This window comes from Actinomyces sp. B33, from assembly GCF_028437565.1.
GTDB lineage: Bacteria > Actinomycetota > Actinomycetes > Actinomycetales > Actinomycetaceae > Pauljensenia.
Window position 1 is genome coordinate 222,026 of sequence record NZ_JAMRYR010000003.1, and the last position, 19,729, is coordinate 241,754.

A 19,729-nucleotide genomic window follows, 5' to 3' on the forward strand; every position below is an offset into this window, starting at 1 on the left:
CTACCGGCCGTCGGCCTCTAGCTCCTCGTCCTCGTCGGGTGCGGGGGCGATGAGCCCGGTCAGGCGCGGCACCGCCGTCTGATCGGTGTCGGAGATCAGCAGGAGCAGTTCGTCCCCGGCTTCGAGGAGGTCGTCGGCGCTGGGCGTCAGCGGGCGCCCGTCGCGCAGGATCGCCGTGAGGACGGACCTGGGGGGCAGGTCGAGGGAAGCGACGCGGGTCCCGGCCACGGGCGAGTCGTCGGGGACGACGATCGCGTACATCGACACCTCGGCGCTGTTGAAGGAGAAGAGACGCACAGGCGTGCCGATCGACACGGCCTCCTCCACCAGCGCCGTCATCATCCTCGGGGTCGACACGGACACGTCGACGCCCCAGGACTCGTCGAAGAGCCACTCGTTCTTCGGGTTGTTCAAGCGGGCGACGACGCGGGGGACGGCGAACTCGGTCTTGGCCAGGAGGGACACGACGAGATTGACCTTGTCGTCCCCCGTGGCGGCGACCATGACGTCGGCCTCGGCCAGCCCGGCGTCACGCAGGGCCTCGGGGGAGCAGGCGTCGGCGAGCACCCAGTCGGCGTCGGCCACCGAGGCGACGCGCAGCTGATCGGGCTGGTTGTCGATGAGGGTGATCTCGTGGTCGTGGTCGAGGAGCTCGAGGGCCACCGATCGACCGACGGAGCCGGCTCCGGCGATGACGATCTTCATGTCAGGCCTCCAGATTCGGGGCGTCGGTCAGGAGGTTGCGCAGCGGGGCGGCGTCGGTCCCGGTGATGGCGAAGTACAACTGATCGTGCTCCTGGACGACGAGTTCGGGCGAGGCGGGGCGGATGATGCCCAGGCGCGAGGCGAAGGCGATCCTCGCCCCGGCGAGCTCCTCGACGGTCGAGAAGGGGATCCCGTACCAGGAGGGCGCGGGGGTGGCGTTGACGAGGGAGACCTCTCCCGTCGGATGCGTCCAGGTGACGGCGGCGTCGGGCGGCAGGAGGCGGCGCATGACCGATTCGGTGGTCCGCTTGACGGAGGCGACCGTGGGGATGCCGAGGCGCTCGTAGACGTAGGCGCGGGCCGGGTCGTAGATGCGGGCGACGACCCGCTCGACGTGGAAGACCTCGCGGGCCACGCGAGCGGCGATGATGTTCGAGTTGTCCCCCGAGGACACGGCCGCGAAGGCGTAGGCGTCCTTGATGCCGGCCTGGCGCAGGGCGTCGCGGTCCATTCCCAGTCCCGTGACGCGGCGCCCGGAGAAGTCCGGGGGCAGGCGGTTGAAGGCCTTGGAGTCGATGTCGATGACGGCGACGGAATGGCCGTCGGCGTCAAGCGTGGCGGCGAGTCGGGCTCCGACGCGTCCGCATCCCATGATGACGAAATGCACGGGACCAACGTACTCGCCCCGGCGCCCCGTTCCAATCCCGCGGGCGGATGAGGGCGGGGGCGCGGGAATGGATCCCCGCGCCCCCCGCCGGGTGGCGTCCGCCCGCCGGCGTCAGGACCTGCGGCGCCGACCCGCGAGGGCCGCCAGGCCCAGGACCGCCAGGGCGGATCCGGCGGACAGGGCCAGTGCGGAGTCCGCGCCGGTTACGGCCAGGGGCCTGGACCGCCCGGTCGTGGCCGCGCTCGAGGGCCGGGCCCCGGGGGCCGACGGTTTCGCGGACGGCGCGGAGGCGCCTGATCCGGGTCCGGGAGTCGCTCCCGGACCCTCATCCGAGGGGACGGGCGTGGCCGGGACGAGCGGCGTCCAGGGGACGGATGTCGGTCCGTCGTCCGGCGAGGCGGTGAAAGGCCGGGCCGCCGGGGAAGACGAAGACGATGGGCGCGGCGTCGGCAGCGGCGGGTCTAGGCTTGCCCTCGTGCTGCACAACCTCCTGACCCGCACCAAGCGGATCCTCATCGGGCGCCCGATGCGCTCCGACGCCATGGGGCACCAGCTGCTCCCCAAGAGGATCGCCCTGCCGGTTTTCGCCTCCGACGCGCTCTCGTCGGTCGCCTACGCGCCCGACGAGATCCTCCTGACCCTCGCCCTCGCCGGAGGACTGGCCGCCCTCCAGTCCTTCTGGGTCGGCGTCGCCGTTGCCGGCGTCCTCGCGGTCGTCGTCCTGTCCTACCGCCAGACCGTCCACGCCTACCCATCCGGCGGCGGCGACTACGAGGTGGTGACGACCAACCTCGGGCGCACCTGGGGCCTCGTCGTCGCCTCCGCGCTCCTCGTCGACTACATCCTCACCGTCGCCGTGTCGATCTCCTCGGGCGCCGCCTACATCACGACGGCGGTCCCCGCCCTCGACGGCTACGAGGTCCCCATCGCCGTCGTCCTCGTCGTCGTCCTCGCCGTCCTCAACCTGCGCGGCACGAGAGAGGCCGGCGGGGCCTTCGCCGTCCCGACCTACCTCTACATGTTCTCGATCCTCCTCATGGTCGCGGTCGGCGCCGTCGAATGGGCCACCGGAACCCTCGGGGAGGCGCCGACCGCCGCCTACGACCTCGTCCCCGACGCCGTCCACGCCGACGGCCTCGTCGGACTGGGCGGGGCCTTCCTCCTCATGCGGGCCTTCTCCTCCGGGTGCGCGGCCCTGACCGGCGTCGAGGCGATCTCCAACGGCGTCCCCCTCTTCAAACGTCCTAAGTCGGCCAACGCGGCCGCCACCCTTGGCCTCCTCGGCGCGATCGCCGCCTCGATGATGCTGTCGATCCTCCTGCTCGCCCGCGCCACCGGGCTGAAGATCGTCGACGACCCCGCCTCCCAGCTCACCCTCGACGGCGCCCCCGCGCCCGAGGACACCCCCGTCGCCCCCGCGATCTCCCAGATCGCCACCGCGGTCTTCGGCCAGGGGTCCCTCCTCTTCCTCCTCATCACCGTCGTCACCGGCCTGATCCTCGTCCTCGCCGCCAACACCGCGTTCAACGGGTTCCCGACCCTGGCGTCGGTGCTCTCCAAGGACTCCTACCTGCCGCGCCAGATGATCCGCCGGGGCGACCGCCTGTCCTACTCGAACGGCATCGGCATCCTCACGGTCGCCGCGATCGCCCTGATCGTCGGCTTCGAGGCGGAGACGACCCGCCTGATCCAGCTCTACGTCGTCGGCGTCTTCATCTCCTTCACCCTGTCCCAGCTGGGGATGATCCGGCACTGGAACACGATCCTGCGGACCCGCCAGACCGGCGTCGAACGAGGGCGCGTCCTGCGCTCGCGCGCCGTCAACGTCATCGGTTTCATGATGACCGGGATCGTCCTCGTCGTCGTCCTCGTGACGAAATTCGCCCACGGCGCGTGGATCACCCTCCTGATGATGGCGGTGGTGCTCCTCACCCAACTGCGGATCCACCGCCACTACGACACGATCCGACGCCAGCTCAAAGTCGAGGACTGGTCCGCCAAGCGCGCCCTGCCCTCGCGCGTGCGCGCCCTCGTCCTCGTCTCCAACCTCTCGCGCCCCTCGATGCGCGCCGTCGCAGCGGCCCGCGCCTCCCAACCCTCCGCCCTCGAACTCGTCTGCGTCGTCGCCGACGAGGCCGAGGAGCGCAAGATCCGCTCGGAGTGGGTCGAATCCGGACTGCCGATCCCCCTGACGATCCTGTCGAGCCCCTATCGCGACCTGACGACGGTGATCCTCCAGTACATCCGAGGCAGGCGGCGCCGATCGCCGGGGGAGATGCTCATCGTCTACATGCCCCAGTTCATCGTCCGGCGCTGGTGGGAGAACGCCCTGCACAACCAGACGGCCCTGCGGCTCAGACGCGCCCTGTTCGACGTCCCCGGGGTCCTCATCACCCTGGTGCCCTGGAAACTCGGCGAGGACGACGCCGTCGAGGGCCGCCAGCTCGTCAACGACCCCTTCAAACGACCGGCGACGACTGCGGCCGAACCCGCCCCGTCCGACGCCTCGACGACCCCCGCACCGGAGACCCCATGAGCCCGCGCCCCCGACCTCGCCGCGCCCCCCGCCCCCGTGCCGATCGGGGCGCCGGCGATATCCTCGACCTCGTCCTCGCCGAACCCGCCCACGGAGGGGCCTGCGTCGCCCGGGACCGCGATGGCCGGGTCGTCTTCGTCCGCCACGGCCTGCCCGGCGAGAGGGTCCGCGCCCGCGTCACCTCGACCCGTAAGGCCCTCGCCTGGGCCGACGCCGTCGAGGTCCTCGACCCTTCGCCCGACCGCGTCGATCCCGCGTGGCCGCAGGCCGGGCCCGGAGGCGTCGGCGGGGGAGAGCTCTCCCACGTCGCCCCGCCCGCGCAGCGCCGATGGAAGGCCGACGTCCTGCGCGGCCAGCTGCGGCGCATCGGCGGGCCGGACCTGGCCGCGCGCGTCGACGAGATCGGCGGCGCCGACGTCCTGCCCGCCCCCGGCGACGAGTCCGCCGACGACCCCCTGACGGGCCGGCGCACCCGCATCGAACTCGTCATCGGCGCCGACGGCCGCCCCGGGATGCGCACCCACCGCGGTCACGATGTCGTCGCCCTCGACGACATGCCGCTGGCGGTCGAGTCGATCCGCGCCCTGGGCCTCTTCGACGCCGATTCCCCGTGGCGGCGCGTGTGGAAGGTGGGCGACCGCATCCGGGTCGTCGCCGCGAACGGCGCCGATCCTCTGGTCCTGACCCCGCAGGGCGCCCGCGACGCCCGGATGCGGCTGGTCGACGTTGATCGGCTGACGTGGAGGATCCGGGCGGGGGGCCGCGACTACTCCTATGGTGTGCGCCCGCGGGGGTTCTGGCAGACGCACGTGCGCGGAGCCGAGGCCCTCGCCTCGGCCCTCGTCGACCTGGCGGTCCCGCGGACGGGGGAGGCCGTCGCCGAGCTGTACTCCGGGGCGGGGCTCTTCTCCGCGGTCCTGGCCGACGCGATCGGGCCGTCGGGCTCGTTGGCGTGCCTGGAGGGGGATGAGGCCGCCGTGGCCGACGCGGCCGAGAACCTCAGTGGGGCCGCGTGGGCGCAGGCTTTCGTCGGGGCCGTCGACGCGTCGGCGGTCGGCGAGCTCGTCGTGGAGCTCGGACGCTCCCCGGACCTTCTCGTCCTCGACCCTCCGCGTGCGGGGGCCGGGCGGGGCGTGTGCGAGGCGATCGGTGCGACCGGCGCCGGGCGGGTCGTCCTCGTCTCCTGCGATCCGGCGGCCGGCGCGCGCGACCTGCGCGCCCTCGTTGACTCCGGTTACCGGGTCGACGCGCTGCGGGCCTGGGACCTGTTCCCCCACACCCATCATGTCGAGACAATGGTGTTGCTACAAAGAGAAGTCTTGTAGAAATCCTTAGATTTAGACACTTTTTGCCTCCTGCAGGAAATGCTTGAAAAAACAGGTGTGATCGAGGGGAATGTTCACAGATTTTATATCGGGCAAGGAAAAGCTGAAAGGCAATCTGGAAGCTGAAGGAGGTGTCATGGCGGCAAGGGATGCTTTAGAGGCCTTTTTCAAGGCTGAAAATGAGCGAGATTGGGATGCTTACCGGCAGTTCTTGCATGAGGAAATCGTTTGGAGGCTGTTTGATAAAGAGGAAAGGCGCATTTGTGGCATACTGAATTATATGCAGACGATGCAGAAAGTCTATGAGAACTCGGATGTTCGATTTCGTTGCCAAGATATGCAGGTGTCTAACGAGGGGAATAGGGTCGTTGCCTACTTGATAAATGATTTTGGAGCTCGATCGTTGGACATTTTCGATTTCAAAGATGGTCTCATCTATCGAGAATATGAATTTATATTAGATTGATATCCTCTCGTTTTGATAATCGCCAGAAAGAAAAGCGGTCTTCAGGATGTCATCTCCCTCTCTCTAAAAACTGAATAATCGCCGCTCAAAATAGTGGTGCAAAAGCAGTAAGTCTTGAAAAAGATTCGCTGCTTTTTGTGTCTATTTTGGCATTCTGGAAATCAAGTTGAATTAAAGGCGCTAGAAAAAATTGAAGAAACGTGCTCCCTGTGAGAATAGGTGCCCCTGTCTGCCGTTGTAGTGACGAAAGGAAAAGGTGGAAAAGTGGGTATGCAGCGGCCTTACGGGTGTTGTCTTAGCAGAAGGAAAAAGCTTTTTAAAACCGCCTTTTCTTGCTTTGGTCGATTGTGCTGATAATGATGGAAGCGGGGGTGGGAGAAGTCTGTAGAAGTCGCAGAGTAGGGTTTTGTCGAGGTGTCATAATTTACTTTCCGATCATTTTGCCATCTCCGGAATCTTGTTAGGGAATTCCTTTATTAGGCTCGACACATGTCGAGACGATGACCCTGCTGACCCGGGCCGGTTCCCGAAGATCCTGCCCGCCGCGGGCCCGTATTTGCCACGCGAGGTGTTGCGTAAAAAGCGGTGAGATCGGTGCCCCGAGGAGGACGAGGGACGCAGGAATCGTTGGAATCCCGCGCCTTGTCGGGGGAGGGGGTGAGCTGTTGCGGGCCCTTGGCCGCTTAGATATCTTGATTTCGAGATAAATGTTCCTAGGCCCGCACGGGAGACCACGATGAGTATCGACACCTTCGGCGCCCGCTCGACCCTCGACGTCGGCTCGCGCACCTACACGATCTACCGACTCGACGCCGTCGACGGCCTCGACCGCCTCCCGTACTCGCTGAAGGTCCTCGCCGAGAACCTCCTGCGCACCGAGGACGGCGCCAATGTCACCGCCGACCAGATCCGCGCCCTCGCCGCCTGGGACCCCGACGCCGAACCCGACACGGAGATCCAATTCACCCCCGCCCGCGTCGTCATGCAGGACTTCACCGGCGTCCCCTGCATCGTCGACCTGGCCACCATGCGCGAAGCCGTCGCCGACCTCGGCGGGGACCCCACGCGGATCAACCCCCTCGCCCCCGCCGAGATGGTCATCGACCACTCCGTCCAGATCGACGTCGCGGGAACCCGCCTCGCCTTCGAGGCCAATATCGAGCGCGAGTACGAGCGCAACGGAGAGCGCTACCAGTTCCTGCGCTGGGGGCAGGGGGCCTTCGACAACTTCCGCGTCGTCCCCCCCTCGACCGGCATCGTCCACCAGGTCAACATCGAGCACCTCGCCCGCACCGTCTTCACCCGCGACGAGGCCGACGGGACCACCACCGCCTACCCCGACACGTGCGTCGGCACCGACTCCCACACGACCATGGTCAACGGGCTCGGCGTCCTCGGCTGGGGCGTCGGCGGCATCGAGGCCGAGGCCGCCATGCTCGGCCAGCCCGTCTCCATGCTGATCCCCCGGGTCGTCGGCTTCAAACTGTCCGGATCCATCCCCGCCGGGGCGACCGCCACCGACGTCGTCCTGACGATCACCCAGATGCTGCGCGCCCACGGCGTCGTCGGCAAATTCGTCGAGTTCTACGGCGACGGCGTCTCCCACGTCCCGTTGGCCAACCGCGCGACCATCGGCAACATGAGCCCCGAGTTCGGCTCCACCGCCGCGATCTTCCCCATCGACGACGTCACCCTCGACTACCTGCGACTCACCGGTCGCGCCGAGGAGTCCATCGCCCTCGTCAAGGCCTACGCCCAGGAGCAGGGGCTGTGGCACGACCCGGCCCACGAGGCCCGGTACTCGGAGTACCTCGAACTCGACCTGTCCACCGTCGTCCCCTCGATCGCCGGGCCCAAGCGCCCCCAGGACCGCATCGACCTGGCCGAGTCCAAGGACTCCTTCGCCCGGACGATCCCGTCCTACGCCCCCGATGGGCCCCGGCCAGACGTCCCCGTCGACCTCGCCGACGGCACGCGCACGCGGATCAACCACGGGGACGTCGCCATCGCCTCGATCACCTCGTGCACGAACACCTCGAACCCCTCGGTGATGATGGCCGCCGGCCTCCTCGCCCGCAACGCCGTCGCCCGCGGACTGTCCTCGAAGCCGTGGGTCAAGACCTCCCTGGCCCCCGGCTCGATGGTCGTCACCGACTACTACGAGAAGGCAGGCCTGTGGAAGGACCTCGACGCCCTCGGCTTCCACCTGGTCGGCTACGGGTGCGCGACCTGCATCGGCAACTCCGGGCCCCTGGCCCCCGAGATCTCCCGGGCCGTCGCCGACAACGACCTCGCCGTCGTCTCCGTCCTGTCGGGCAACCGGAACTTCGAGGGACGCATCAACCCCGACGTCAAGATGAACTACCTGGCCTCCCCGCCCCTCGTCATCGCTTACGCGCTCGCCGGGACCATGGACTTCGACTTCGAGACGGAGCCCCTGGGAGTCGACCCCGCGACCGGCGAGGACGTGTTCCTGCGCGACATCTGGCCCGACCCCGCCGAGGTCCAGGCCGTCATCGACGCCTCCATCGACCGCTCGATGTTCGAACGTGGCTACGCCGACGCCTTCACCGGCGACGCCCGATGGCGCGGGCTCGACACCCCCGAGGGCGACACCTTCGCCTGGGACGAGGACTCGACCTACGTGCGCAGGCCCCCGTACTTCGAGGGCATGACCCTGACCCCCGAGCCCGTCTCCGACATCCGCGGGGCCCGGGTCCTCCTCAAGCTCGGCGACTCCGTGACGACCGACCACATCTCCCCGGCCGGAGCGTTCTCCCCCGAGACCCCCGCCGGGCGCTACCTCCTCGCCCACGGCGTCGACCGGCGCGACTTCAACTCCTACGGGTCCAGGCGAGGCAACCACGAGGTGATGATCCGCGGGACCTTCGCCAACATCCGGATCCGCAACGAGATGGTCCCCGGCGTCGAGGGCGGCTTCACCAAGGACTTCGTTCGCGGCGGCGAGACGACGACGGTCTACGAGGCCGCGCAGGACTACCTGGCCGCTCGGACCCCCCTCGTCGTCCTCGGCGGCAAGGAGTACGGCTCCGGGTCGAGCCGCGACTGGGCCGCCAAGGGCACGTCCCTGCTCGGCGTGCGCGCGGTGATTTGCGAGTCCTTCGAACGGATCCACCGGTCGAACCTCATCGGGATGGGCGTCCTGCCCCTCCAGTTCCCCGCCGGACAGACCCGCGACTCCCTGGGGCTGACCGGGGACGAGGTCATCGACATCACCGGCATCGAGGCCCTCAACGAGGGGAGGACTCCGGCGACAGTGTCCGTCGTCGCCGTCCGCGAGGGCGCCGACCCGATCCGCTTCGACGCGGTCGTGCGCATCGATACCCCCGGGGAGGCCGACTACTACCGCAACGGCGGCATCCTCCAGTACGTGCTGCGCGACCTGGCGACCCGGGGCTGAGAACCCCCGCCGACCGGCGCCCGATCAGCGCGGGCGGTGGCGCTCCTGGAAGCGCGACCCCCACGACGACTGCCGACGCGCGTCGATGGCGCGGCGCTGGTCCCGGTACATCCGGTCGACGAGGTCGCGTTGACTGACCCATCCGACGACCCGTCGATCCTCGCCGAGGACCGGCAGGGCCGTCAGCCCCGTTCGCCGGAGGCGCTCGAGGACCGTCGCTGGCCCGTCCGACTCCCGCGCGGCATCCGCCCCCAGTGGGAGCTCGGCGAGCGGGGAGTTCGCCGAGGCATCCTCGTGGCGCAGCACCGCCGCGTCGAGGGCGCTGATCGTCCCGACGAAGGCACCCGACCCGTCGACGACCGGCAGGGAGGGCTCGCGCGTGCGCCGCAGCGCCTCCACCGCCGCCGACAGCGGCAGGGACGAGTCGAGAGCCTCGGGAACGGGCCCCATCCATTGGGCGACCGGTTTGGCGCCCAGCAGCGTCCCCTCGACCGGGTCGTCGAGGACGTCGCCGCGCCGGCGCAGCTTCTCGGTGTAGATCGTCGAACGCGTGAGGAAGCGCGACGCCCCCGTCGCCACGACCACCGCGAGCATCATCGGCATGATGAGGGAGAACTGCCCCGTCATCTCGACGATGATGAGCACCGCCGTCATCGGGGCGCGGGCCGCCCCCGCGAAGGCCGCGCCCATGCCGATGACGCCGAACACGCCGACGTAGGAGTCCGCCACCGGGTCGATGATCCTGCCGTAGGCGGCTCCCGCCATCGCCCCGATGAACAGCGTCGGAGCGAACACCCCGCCCGATCCGCCGATGCCGATCGTGTACGAGGTGTACAGGGCGCGGCCCGCCATGAGCAGGAGGAGGAACCCCACCGAGTACTCGCCGGCCAGGGCCGCCTCCTCCAGGGGGTACCCCGACCCGTACATGTGGGGGAACGCGACGAGGCCGGCGCCCAGGCCGATCCCCAGGACCGCCGGGCGCGACCACTCCGGCAGTCCCGTCCTCGTCCACACGGCGTCGATCCCGTCCTCGACGAGGTAGAGGAGCTTGGAGAAGCCCAGGCCCGTCAGCCCGGCGACGAGTCCGAGGAGGGCGACCCACCACATGTCCGTCAACGACGAGAACTCCAGCGGTCCGGCGACGGCGATGACGACCTCGTCGCCCTGGACCGCCCGGGCGACGACCGACGCGGTCACCGCCGACACGACGACGAAACCGAAGGACTCGGCGGTGAAGCGCGTGAGGATCACCTCGAGGGCGAACACGGCGCCGGCCAGCGGGGCGTGGAAGGTCGCCGCGATCCCCCCTGCGGCTCCGCACGAGGCGAGCAGGACGATCCGCGAGGTCGGCAGGCCCAGCCGAGTCGCCAGCGCCGACCCCAGCGACGCGCCGACCTGGACGATCGGCCCCTCGCGCCCCGCGGACCCGCCCGCCCCGATCGTCAACGACGAGGCGATGAGCTTGACGACCGCGATCCGCCCCGGAATACGGCCCCCCTTGCGCCTGACCGCGAGCATCACCTCGGGGATGCCGTGCCCCCGGGCGCTCGGCGCGAAGCGCTGAACGAGGGGGCCGTAGACGAGGGCGGCCGCCACCGGCGACAGGAGGAGCACGACCCACGCCGGCCACCCCCACAGGCCATGATCCTGACCGATGTGGCGCGTGTACTCCTCGAACCCCGTCGAGGCCCGCGTCCACCCGCGGATCATCGCGTCGAAGAGGACGGCGGCGGCGCCGACGAGGACTCCGACGACGGCGGCCGCGACCCCCAGGAGCAGACGATGATCGGCGACGAGGCGCCCCGCTCGGGTGAGGGGACCGCCGAGGGCGCGGCCCTCACCGGGATGCTCGACTGAACCGCTCATCGGACGGAGGGCGCCTCCTCATCGCACTGCAACCCCCACACGCGCCGGTAGAACGCCAATTCCGTCTGCCACGCGTCCTTGATGTGCTCCGCGCTGCGGAAGCCGTGCCCCTCGCCCTCGTAGATCTTGAGCTCCACGTCGGCGCCGCGCGCCGCCATCGCGTCGTGCATCGCCGTCGCCTGGGACGGGGGAACGACGCGGTCCTCCGAGCCCTGGAGGAGCAGGAGGGGGGCGGTGATCCGGTCGATGTGGGTCAGCGGCGAGCGCTCCTGCCACACCGGGTCGTCCAAGTCCTCGGTGCCCAGCAGGCGGAACGCGTAATGGGATTCGAACTTGTGGGTCTCGCGCGTCAGCGCCCGCAGGTCGGCGACCCCGTAGAACGAGGTGCCGGCGGTGAAGACGTCCGTCGTGGCCAGGGCGCCGAGAGTCGTGAACCCGCCTGCCGATCCACCGCGGATCGCGATGCGCCCAGGGTCGACGAGGCCCCGGTCGACGAGGTACCGGGCCCCGTCCGCGCAGTCCGACACGTCCATGACCCCCCAGTTCCCGTTGAGGCGCTCCCGGTAGGCCCGGCCGAAACCCGTCGACCCCCGGTAGTTGACGTCGAGGACGGCGAAGCCGCGGCTCGTCCAGTACTGGAAGGGCACCTGGAGCCCGGGCCGAGAGGCGGAAGTCGGGCCCCCGTGGACGTGGACGATCAACGGGGGCAGATCGCCCTCGGGGGCCTTGAAATCCGGGTTCGTCGGGGGGTAGTAGAACCCGTGGGCCTTCTCCCCGTCCGCGGTCGGCCACGAGACGATCTGCGCGGCGGAGATCAGCCCGGCGTCGACCTCGGCCTCCGTCGACGGGCGGATGACGCGTGTCTTCCCGTTCTTCACCTCGACGATCGCCGGCGAGCTCGTCGCGGAGTCGGCGAGAAAGACGACGCGCCCGTCGCAGGAGGCGACGTTGCCGATCGGCCACCAGCCGGTCGCCCATTCCTCGGCGAGGCCGTTGTCGATGCGGACCGTCCCGATGTGCCAGGTGAGGTCCTCGGCCCATGAGCACACGAGATGGTCGGCGTCGAAGGTGTCGAAGGAGTGCAGGCCCAGCTGCCAATGCGGGTGGGAGAAGGCCCGGGCCCCGGGGTGCATCGAGCGGGTCCTCAGACGCCCGGTCCACGCCGACGGATCGTCGTCCTCGGACTGGTCGAAGCCCTCGGTGCGGAAGAGGTTGGCCCATCCTGTCGAGTCGTCGACGTGGATGAGGTCCCCCGACAGGGTCCATCGCGGCTCGTACACGCACACGTCGGGCGCGTCGACGATCGTCACCGTGTCGACGAGGAGGCCCTGGATGTCGAGGGAGGCGACGCGCAGGCACGAACGGGTCCACGGCATTTCGGGGTGGTCCCACGTCAACCACGCGAGCTTCGTGCCGTCGGGCGACAGCGCGGGGGCGGCGACGAAGTCCGTCCCCTCGAAGACGCGGATCACCGCGTCGTCGGTGCGGCCGGCCGATCCGTCCAGGGGGATCGCGACGAGGCGGTTCTCCGGCTCGCCCTGCCCCGAGTGGTCCTCGGCGACGGCGTAGGCGAGCCCCCGGACCTCGTCGATCTCGAAATCGCCGTAGCGGGTCTTCGACAGCATCGTCAGGGGGACGATCCCGCGCGAGGGGTCGTTGACGTCGAAGCGGTAGACCCGCGAGTCGAAACCGTCGGAGAACACGACGAGGCCGTCCTTGACGGCGTAGGCGCGCCCGCCGTACTCCTGGACCCTCGTGCGCACGTCGGGCAGGCGCACGCCGTCGATCATCGGCAGGACCTCGCTCGTCTCGCCCGACGCCAGTTGGCGCAGGAGGGTCCCGCGGCCGTTGTCCCGGGGATGCCCTTCGACCCAATAGGTGTCCGGACCGTCGACTCGAACCTGGGAGAGGGTGACGGAGCGTGCGGTGAAGGAGTCGCCAGTGATCGGCGACGCCCACTTCCCGTAAGGGGCGACGGTGACGGACATGAGGCCTCCTGGATCCATGGACGGCGCGGCTGCGCGCCTGATCAGATCCTAGTCCGATCCTGACGGGGCTTCGCCCCGGCGGTGCCGGTGCCCGAGGCGGAGACATTAGGATTGGGCTCATGTCGTCGTCCCCCGAGCCCCGGTCCCTCCTCGCGCGCATCCACGAGCCGGCAGACCTCCAGGCCCTGACCCCCTCCGAGCTCGTCGACCTCGCCGCGCAGATCCGCGAGTTCCTCATCTCCTCGGTGTCTCGCACCGGCGGGCACCTGGGGCCCAACCTCGGCGTCGTCGAGGTGACGATCGCCCTGCACCGGGTCCTGGACTCGCCGACCGACACCCTGATCTTCGACACCGGTCACCAGTCCTACGTCCACAAGCTCCTCACCGGGCGGCACGACTTCTCCCGCCTGCGTTCGGCCGGGGGCCTGTCGGGGTACCCGTCGCGGACCGAATCGGTTCACGACGTCGTCGAGTCCTCCCACGCCTCGTCATCGCTGGCCTGGGCCGATGGGATCTCCCGGGAGAAGCGCCGGGCGAACGACCCCTCGTGGACGGTCGTCGTCATCGGGGACGGCGCGCTGACCGGCGGTATGGCCTGGGAGGCCCTCAACACGATCGCCGCCTCGCGCAACCGCCGGGTGATGATCGTCGTCAACGACAACGGGCGCTCCTACGCGCCGACCATCGGCGCGCTGTCGCGCCACCTCGACGCCCTGCGGACCTCGGAGGGCTACGAGCGGGCGCTCGCCTGGGGCAAGCGGCATCTCCTGTCGATGGGGGAGCCCGGCAAGGCCGCCTACGACGCCCTCCACGGGCTCAAATCGGGCCTCAAAGACGTCTTCCTGCCGCAGGCCATGTTCGAGGACCTCGGCCTGAAGTACCTCGGCCCCGTCGACGGTCACGACATCGTCGCCCTTGAAACCGCGTTCAGCCGCGCCCTGGGAGTGGATGCCCCGGTCCTCGTCCACGTCATCACCGAGAAGGGGAGGGGGTACACCCCGGCGGAGGAGGACATCGCCGACCGCTTCCACGCCGTCGGGCCCATCCATCCCGAGACGGGGCTGCCGGTGGCCCCGGCCCGATTCGGCTGGACGAGCGTCTTCGCCGAGGAGATCGTCGCGATCGCCCGGGAGCGCCCCGATGTCATCGGCATCACCGCTGCGATGATGGAGCCGGTGGGGCTCGCCCCCTTCAAGAGCGCCTTCCCCGATCGCGTCGTCGATGTCGGGATCGCCGAACAGGAGGCGATCGCCTCGGCCGCCGGCATGGCGTTCATGGGAGCCCACCCCGTCGTCGCCCTCTACGCGACCTTCCTCAACCGGGCCTTCGACCAGTTGCTCATGGATGCGGCCCTCCACCGCGCGGGGATCACCGTGGTCCTCGACCGGGCGGGGGTCACGGGGGTCGACGGGGCCTCGCACAACGGCGTGTGGGACATCGCGATGTGCCAGATGATCCCGGGGCTGGCGATGGCCGCCCCCCGGGACGAGGCGACTTTGCGCGAGGAGCTGCGCGAGGCCGTCGACGTGGCGGACAGGCCGACCGTCGTGCGCTATCGCAAGGGGGCGCTGCCCGAGCCGATGCCGGCCCTGTGCCGAGTCGGCGGCGTGGACGTCCTCGTCGAGCCGGATGAGGGGGCGCCCGCCCGGGTCCTCCTCGTGGCGACGGGGGCACTGGTGCCCGGGTGCGTGGAGGCCGCCGGACGCCTGGAGGAGGAGGGCGTCGCCGTGCGGGTCGTCGATCCGCGGTGGCTGCTGCCGGTCCCGGAGGCTCTTGTCGGGTTGGCCCGCGGATGCGATCTCGTCGTCGCCGTCGAGGACGGGGTCGTCGCCGGAGGCTTCGGCTGGGCCGTGCGGGATCTGCTCGACGGGTCGGGGCCGCGCACCGTGTGCCTGGGGATCCCCAGGGAGTTCATCGATCATGACGAGCGAGAGGCGATCCTTGCGCGCTGCGGTCTCGATGCCGATGCGATCGCGGAGTCGATCCGGGGGGCTCTGGGCGATCGCTGCGCGTGATCCGGGTCGGCGCGATCCGGACCCTGATCGGGGGCGCGGTGGAAGGGGCTTGGATCGGAGGCCCGATGCGGGGGCGCTGCGCATCGCTTCGCGTGGTCGCGCTCGTCATCCTGGCCGTCGTCACGGCGGGGCCTGCGGGGCGTCGCCGTCGAGTTCGGTGGGGCGGCGCGGGAAAGGAGCCGGGCATATGTGCGCGCCGTCGGATCCGGGGTGAGCGGATCATCCGATTCCGGGTATCCCCCGGGGGATTTTTGGGGGAAAAATCAGGGATTCGCACATCTTGCCGTATCGCATGACGATCATATGATGATGGCGCTTCAAATCCTGTTTGAGCTGGTCATACCGGTGCTTTGAGCCGGGTCGATCGTGCTGGTGCGCCCTTGGTGGTGCGCCGTTATTGGCGTTTCGATCGTCGGGTCGTGATCCGGTGGGGATTCGCTCTGCCTCCCAGAGGCCGATTCAGGCGTTCGAATGCTCGTGTCGTTAATCGTGTGTGGAAAGGTGTGACGTGCGTATTTCTTCCGGAGTCCGGGGAACAACGGTCAAACGAAGGATCCTCGGGTCCTGCGCCGCAGTGACCTGCGGCGGTCTCTTGATGTTCGGCCTGGGCCATGGGGCTTTCGCCGCCGACGGGCCCGTGCCCGCGGCTCCGGCCGAGGCGGGCGAGGAACAGCCCGTTGAGGAGGAGCAGGAGGGGCTTTTGCTCCTCGATCTCGTCGACGAGAACGGCCGCTCAGAGGGGCCGGATCAAGCCCCCGTCCTCGAGGTCGGCCAGCGCAAGAGGATTCAGTTGCTGTTGAAGAATGGGGGAAAGCTTCCCCTCGACAGGGTGAATGTATTCGATATCACCGTCCCGCCGTTCCTCGAGCTCGTTGCGAAGGCGTGCGACTCGAAGCAGGGGGACCTGTTTTCCCCCGATTCCCAGGTGCGGCTCGATCCCGGTCAGATGATCTCGTGCGACCTCGACGTCGAGGCGAAGTCCGCCGGGGCAGGCGCGATCGCCCTGGGGGCGCTCGGTGTTGATCCCGGTAAGAACAACACGGGTTCATATCGCAGCTTCTCCATCAAGGTCAAGGACAAGGAGCCCGAGACCCCGGAAAAGCCCGAGGCTCCTGAGAAGCCGGAGGCTCCGGAAAAGCCTGAGGCCCCCGAAAAGCCTGAGACCCCGGCACCGGGAAAGCCTGAGGTTCCTGAGAAGCCGGAGGTTCCGGGTAAGCCTGAGGCTCCCGCTCCGGAAAAGCCTGAGACCCCCGAAAAGCCAGAGGTTCCCGCTCCGAACAAGCCCGAGGCTCCTGAGAAGCCGGAGGTTCCGGCACCGGAAAAGCCTGAAGTTCCTGAGAAGCCGGAGGTTCCGGGTAAGCCTGAGGCTCCCGCTCCGGAAAAGCCTGAGACCCCCGAAAAGCCAGAGGTTCCCGCTCCGAACAAGCCCGAGGCTCCTGAGAAGCCGGAGGTTCCGGCACCGGAAAAGCCTGAGGTTCCTGAGAAGCCGGAGGTTCCGGGTAAGCCTGAGGCTCCGGCTCCGGAAAACCCCGAGACCCCGGAAAAGCCCGAGAAGAAGCCGGAGGCTCCGGAAAAGCCCGAGAAGAAGCCTGAGATCCCGGAAAAGAAGCCGGAGGCTCCGGAAAAGCCCGAGACCCCGGCCCCGAAGAAGCCCGAGGCCGCTCCGGCACCCGAAAAGCCCCGGACGGATCAAAAGACCCCGTCGGTCCACTCGGACGCTTCCCCCACGACCTCCCCGAAGACGACGGCCAAGCTCGCGCGAACGGGTTCCGACTCCCTCGCCATCGCATCCGGCGCCGGACTCATGGCCCTCCTCGGCCTCGCCCTGCGACGCACCATGAAGTGACCCGTACCACCGATCCATGAATGGACACATACGCCGGGGGGCGCGAGTTCGATGCTCGCGCCCCCCGGCGCTTCGCCGTCCCCTCCCCGATAGGAGCGGGTCACGCCTCGAGGGCGTCGCAGATCGGATCGAGGCAGACGTCCATCTGCCAATCGCGCGCGCCGTGATCGTACATGCGCTCCTCGACCTCGTCGCCGGACTCCCGGGACGGGTCCAACGGCGCCCAAGCCACGTACCGTTGAACCCGGGGCTCGAGGACGATCTCCGGGGCCAGGCCAAGGCGATCGGCAATACCGGACACGGCGTCCCGCACGAGCGCCAAACGTCGAGCGGCCTTCTCGTCGATGCGCCCCCAGTGACGCGCATCGGGCACTGACCCGGGGACGTGAGGACGGTGGACGCTGGGGAGGCGATCCTCCTCCATCTGCATCGCCCGGGTGATCGCCCTCATCCACGTGTCCGCGTATTGGCGGGCGCGGGGGGAGCGGAACTCCGACAGGGACATCAGGGCGCGCTGATTGCGGGGAGGCTGCTGGGCGGCGCGCACGAGCGCGGCATTGCGGATCAAGCGCCCCGGGGACAGATCGATGCGCTCGGCAACGGCCTCGCGGGCCTCCCACAACTCGCGCAGAACGGCCAACGACCGGCGCGAACGGATCTTGCCCGCCCCGGGGAGGCCGCGCCATCGGTCGGGCTTGGGCTCGGGAGCTGGGCGAGACGCCGCATAAGCGAACTCCTCCAGGGCCCATTCCCAGCGGCCCATGTCGTGGAGGGACACCGACAGGTGTCGATACAGCTCGGTCAGCAGCTCGACGTCGAGGGCCGCGTAGCGCAGCCAGTCTGGGGGCAGGGGACGGACCGACCAGTCGGAGGCCTGGTGGTCCTTGACGAGCGCGAGGCCGAGGACCTGCTCGCACACGGCGGCCAGACCGAAGCGGGTCAACCCCGTCAGGCGCGCGGCGATCTCGGTGTCGAAGAGCTGGGGGCAGGCCAGCCCCGTCGAGCGCAGATTCGGCAGATCCTGCTCGGCGTTGTGGAGGATCCACACGTCGTCGACCCCGGCCTGGAGGGGGGACAGATCCGGCAGCGCGGCGGTGTCGATGAGGTAGGTGCCCACGCCCTCGCGCCGGATCTGCACGAGGTAGGGGTCGGCGCCGTACCTGAACCCCTGAGCCCGTTCGACGTCGAGGGCGATCGGGGAAGAGCCCGTCGCGAGCTCCTCGGCGGCGCGCGCCAATCCCGTCGGCGAATCGATGATCGCGGGGACCCCTGCGCGAGGGGCGGCGATGAGGACGGGGTCCTCGGTATCGCCCTGGGGGAGTCCGTCGCGATTGTCGATGAGCACGAGGAATCAGACTCCTTCGAGGAAGTGTTCGGTGACGACGCCGCAGATGCGGCACATGAGATCGGACCAGCCGCGGACGTGCTCGCCGAGGTGCTCGGTCGTCGGCGTCCACGAGGCACGCAGCTCGACGTGGAGGTTCGTCCCCCTCAGCGTCAGGCCTCCGAAGGACTCGGACAGGTCGCGCGTCACCGTGCCGGTCAGGTCGTGCAGGCCGGCCCCGGCCTCGTCGAGGCACTCGGCCGCCCACCCCCATAGGGCTTCGCCGAGCAGCGGATCGGTGCCCATCTCCGGATCGACTGGGGATCGGAGTTGGGCGACGATGCGGAAGCGCCCGTTCCACCCGGGTTGCGTCGCCGGATCGTGGAGGACGACGAAGCGGCCGGAGGCCAGCGGCCGATCGAATTCCTCCTTGACAGTGCGCAGGGCGAGGGCCGCGGTGAAAGGGGCGAGGCGCCGGGGAGGGGGGATCTCCTCGATGAGGACGTGCGGGTGATCGGCGGCGTCGCGCAACGAGAGCAGCGCCGTGACGAAAACGTCGGGCGGGGTCTGCTCATTCACGGATTCAGCCTAGGAGCCGTCGTCAGCGGGAGGGCGGACGGCGCGCCGTCGAGTGCGAGATGACCAGGCCAGCCGGTGATTCGCAGGAAGCACCCGCGTCATGATGAAGACTCGCACGCGCCTGTGGCCCGGGGCATCCGGCGGCGCACCCCCCGCCATCGCCCGAGAAAAGAGCCGTGCGCCTGCGGCCCCGTCGGTCGTGCAAGGCGGATGTGATCGATGCGACAGGCGGCGTTCGGACCGCGGGGATTGGCGAGTCGGCGAGGTCGCCACGATGATCCGGCGGTTCGAGGGGGGCTGCCGGCCGCCCGGCGATGGAGTCGACTGGTCCGCCTGAGGCTTGAAAGAGCGGGAATCCCGTGGGAAAACCGTGGTCGAGAAGGATTCGGGCCGTCGTGATTTCACATTCGGGGCGGGAACCTGTTAGGATTCTATTCCGTTGGAACGGACCCCACGGGTTCGGAACACGACGCGGATGTGGCTCAGTTGGTAGAGCATCACCTTGCCAAGGTGAGGGTCGCGGGTTCGAGTCCCGTCATCCGCTCGGGCGATTGGCGCAGCGGGAGCGCGCTTCCCTGACACGGAAGAGGTCACTGGTTCGATCCCAGTATCGCCCACTGTCGTTCCGGATCAACCGGAGTCGGCGGGGCAGGTCCCCAGCCGCTGGTGCGGTTTTCGCGGATGTGGCTCAGTTGGTAGAGCATCACCTTGCCAAGGTGAGGGTCGCGGGTTCGAGTCCCGTCATCCGCTCGTTCACCTCTGGGAATCCCTGATCCCCACGGTGGCGTGGTGGGTTGGCCGAGAGGCGAGGCAGCGGCCTGCAAAGCCGTATACACGGGTTCGAATCCCGTACCCACCTCGGGCGATTGGCGCAGGGGTAGCGCGCTTCCTTCACACGGAAGAGGTCACTGGTTCGAAACCAGTATCGCCCACGAGATGCCGGGCCCGGATCCACACAGGATCCGGGCCCGGCCTCGTCGAAGGGCGCTCC

At 69.0% G+C, this 19,729-nt stretch carries 12 protein-coding genes and 5 tRNA genes; 11 read left to right on the forward strand and 6 right to left on the reverse strand.

The window, feature by feature from the left end; all coding sequences use genetic code 11:
• Both M3T53_RS05575 and M3T53_RS05580 read right to left on the reverse strand, forming a co-directional pair.
• Complete coding sequence (locus M3T53_RS05575; protein ID WP_272433491.1) at positions 1 to 705, reverse strand: potassium channel family protein; 705 nt, start codon at positions 703 to 705, stop codon at positions 1 to 3.
• A 1-nt stretch (position 706) separates the two neighbouring features.
• Entirely contained in the window at positions 707 to 1,357 is a 651-nt protein-coding gene (locus tag M3T53_RS05580; RefSeq protein WP_272433705.1) for a potassium channel family protein, read from the reverse strand.
• A gap of 541 nt (positions 1,358 to 1,898) precedes the next feature.
• Between M3T53_RS05580 and M3T53_RS05585 the strand changes: the two genes are divergently transcribed.
• The 4 genes from M3T53_RS05585 to acnA all read left to right on the forward strand — a co-directional run bounded on the left by M3T53_RS05585 (position 1,899) and on the right by acnA (position 9,120).
• On the forward strand, positions 1,899 to 3,908 hold the full coding sequence (locus tag M3T53_RS05585) for an APC family permease (RefSeq protein WP_442866934.1): 2,010 nt from the start codon (positions 1,899 to 1,901) through the stop codon (positions 3,906 to 3,908).
• Complete coding sequence (locus M3T53_RS05590; RefSeq protein ID WP_272433492.1) at positions 3,905 to 5,233, forward strand: class I SAM-dependent RNA methyltransferase; 1,329 nt, start codon at positions 3,905 to 3,907, stop codon at positions 5,231 to 5,233. The genes M3T53_RS05585 and M3T53_RS05590 overlap by 4 nt, the downstream gene beginning before the upstream one ends.
• A gap of 70 nt (positions 5,234 to 5,303) precedes the next feature.
• Positions 5,304 to 5,699: a nuclear transport factor 2 family protein gene (locus M3T53_RS05595; RefSeq protein ID WP_272433493.1), complete on the forward strand. Its 396-nt coding sequence runs from the start codon at positions 5,304 to 5,306 to the stop codon at positions 5,697 to 5,699.
• A 736-nt stretch (positions 5,700 to 6,435) separates the two neighbouring features.
• Positions 6,436 to 9,120, forward strand: coding sequence for an aconitate hydratase AcnA (gene acnA / locus M3T53_RS05600; RefSeq protein WP_272433494.1), 2,685 nt, complete (start codon positions 6,436 to 6,438; stop codon positions 9,118 to 9,120).
• A 24-nt stretch (positions 9,121 to 9,144) separates the two neighbouring features.
• Here acnA and M3T53_RS05605 read toward each other — a convergent pair whose 3' ends face one another.
• Both M3T53_RS05605 and M3T53_RS05610 read right to left on the reverse strand, forming a co-directional pair.
• Complete coding sequence (locus M3T53_RS05605; protein WP_272433495.1) at positions 9,145 to 10,986, reverse strand: chloride channel protein; 1,842 nt, start codon at positions 10,984 to 10,986, stop codon at positions 9,145 to 9,147.
• Complete coding sequence (locus tag M3T53_RS05610; protein ID WP_272433496.1) at positions 10,983 to 12,974, reverse strand: alpha/beta hydrolase family protein; 1,992 nt, start codon at positions 12,972 to 12,974, stop codon at positions 10,983 to 10,985. The genes M3T53_RS05605 and M3T53_RS05610 overlap by 4 nt, the downstream gene beginning before the upstream one ends.
• Before the next feature lie 119 nt (positions 12,975 to 13,093).
• Between M3T53_RS05610 and dxs the strand changes: the two genes are divergently transcribed.
• Entirely contained in the window at positions 13,094 to 14,989 is a 1,896-nt protein-coding gene (dxs, locus tag M3T53_RS05615) for a 1-deoxy-D-xylulose-5-phosphate synthase (protein ID WP_272433497.1), read from the forward strand.
• Between the two features lie 595 nt (positions 14,990 to 15,584).
• Complete coding sequence (locus tag M3T53_RS05620; RefSeq protein WP_272433498.1) at positions 15,585 to 16,835, forward strand: hypothetical protein; 1,251 nt, start codon at positions 15,585 to 15,587, stop codon at positions 16,833 to 16,835.
• Positions 16,836 to 16,935: 100 nt separating this feature from the next.
• Here M3T53_RS05620 and M3T53_RS05625 read toward each other — a convergent pair whose 3' ends face one another.
• Both M3T53_RS05625 and M3T53_RS05630 read right to left on the reverse strand, forming a co-directional pair.
• Positions 16,936 to 18,180 (reverse strand): HRDC domain-containing protein, encoded by a 1,245-nt coding sequence (locus tag M3T53_RS05625; RefSeq protein ID WP_272433499.1) that lies wholly within the window; start codon positions 18,178 to 18,180, stop codon positions 16,936 to 16,938.
• A gap of 6 nt (positions 18,181 to 18,186) precedes the next feature.
• Positions 18,187 to 18,738, reverse strand: coding sequence for a DUF3000 domain-containing protein (locus tag M3T53_RS05630; protein WP_272433500.1), 552 nt, complete (start codon positions 18,736 to 18,738; stop codon positions 18,187 to 18,189).
• A gap of 471 nt (positions 18,739 to 19,209) precedes the next feature.
• On the opposite strand from M3T53_RS05630, the gene M3T53_RS05635 reads away from it, so the two are divergent.
• The 5 genes from M3T53_RS05635 (at position 19,210) to M3T53_RS05655 (ending at position 19,670) form a co-directional block, all read left to right on the forward strand.
• Positions 19,210 to 19,282, forward strand: a tRNA-Gly gene (locus M3T53_RS05635).
• A gap of 1 nt (position 19,283) precedes the next feature.
• A tRNA-Val gene (locus M3T53_RS05640) sits at positions 19,284 to 19,355 on the forward strand.
• 60 nt (positions 19,356 to 19,415) lie between these two features.
• Positions 19,416 to 19,488 (forward strand) — tRNA-Gly (locus M3T53_RS05645).
• Positions 19,489 to 19,526: 38 nt separating this feature from the next.
• Positions 19,527 to 19,597, forward strand: a tRNA-Cys gene (locus M3T53_RS05650).
• 1 nt (position 19,598) lies between these two features.
• Positions 19,599 to 19,670: transfer RNA gene (locus M3T53_RS05655), tRNA-Val, on the forward strand.
• Positions 19,671 to 19,729: the final 59 nt, after the last annotated feature.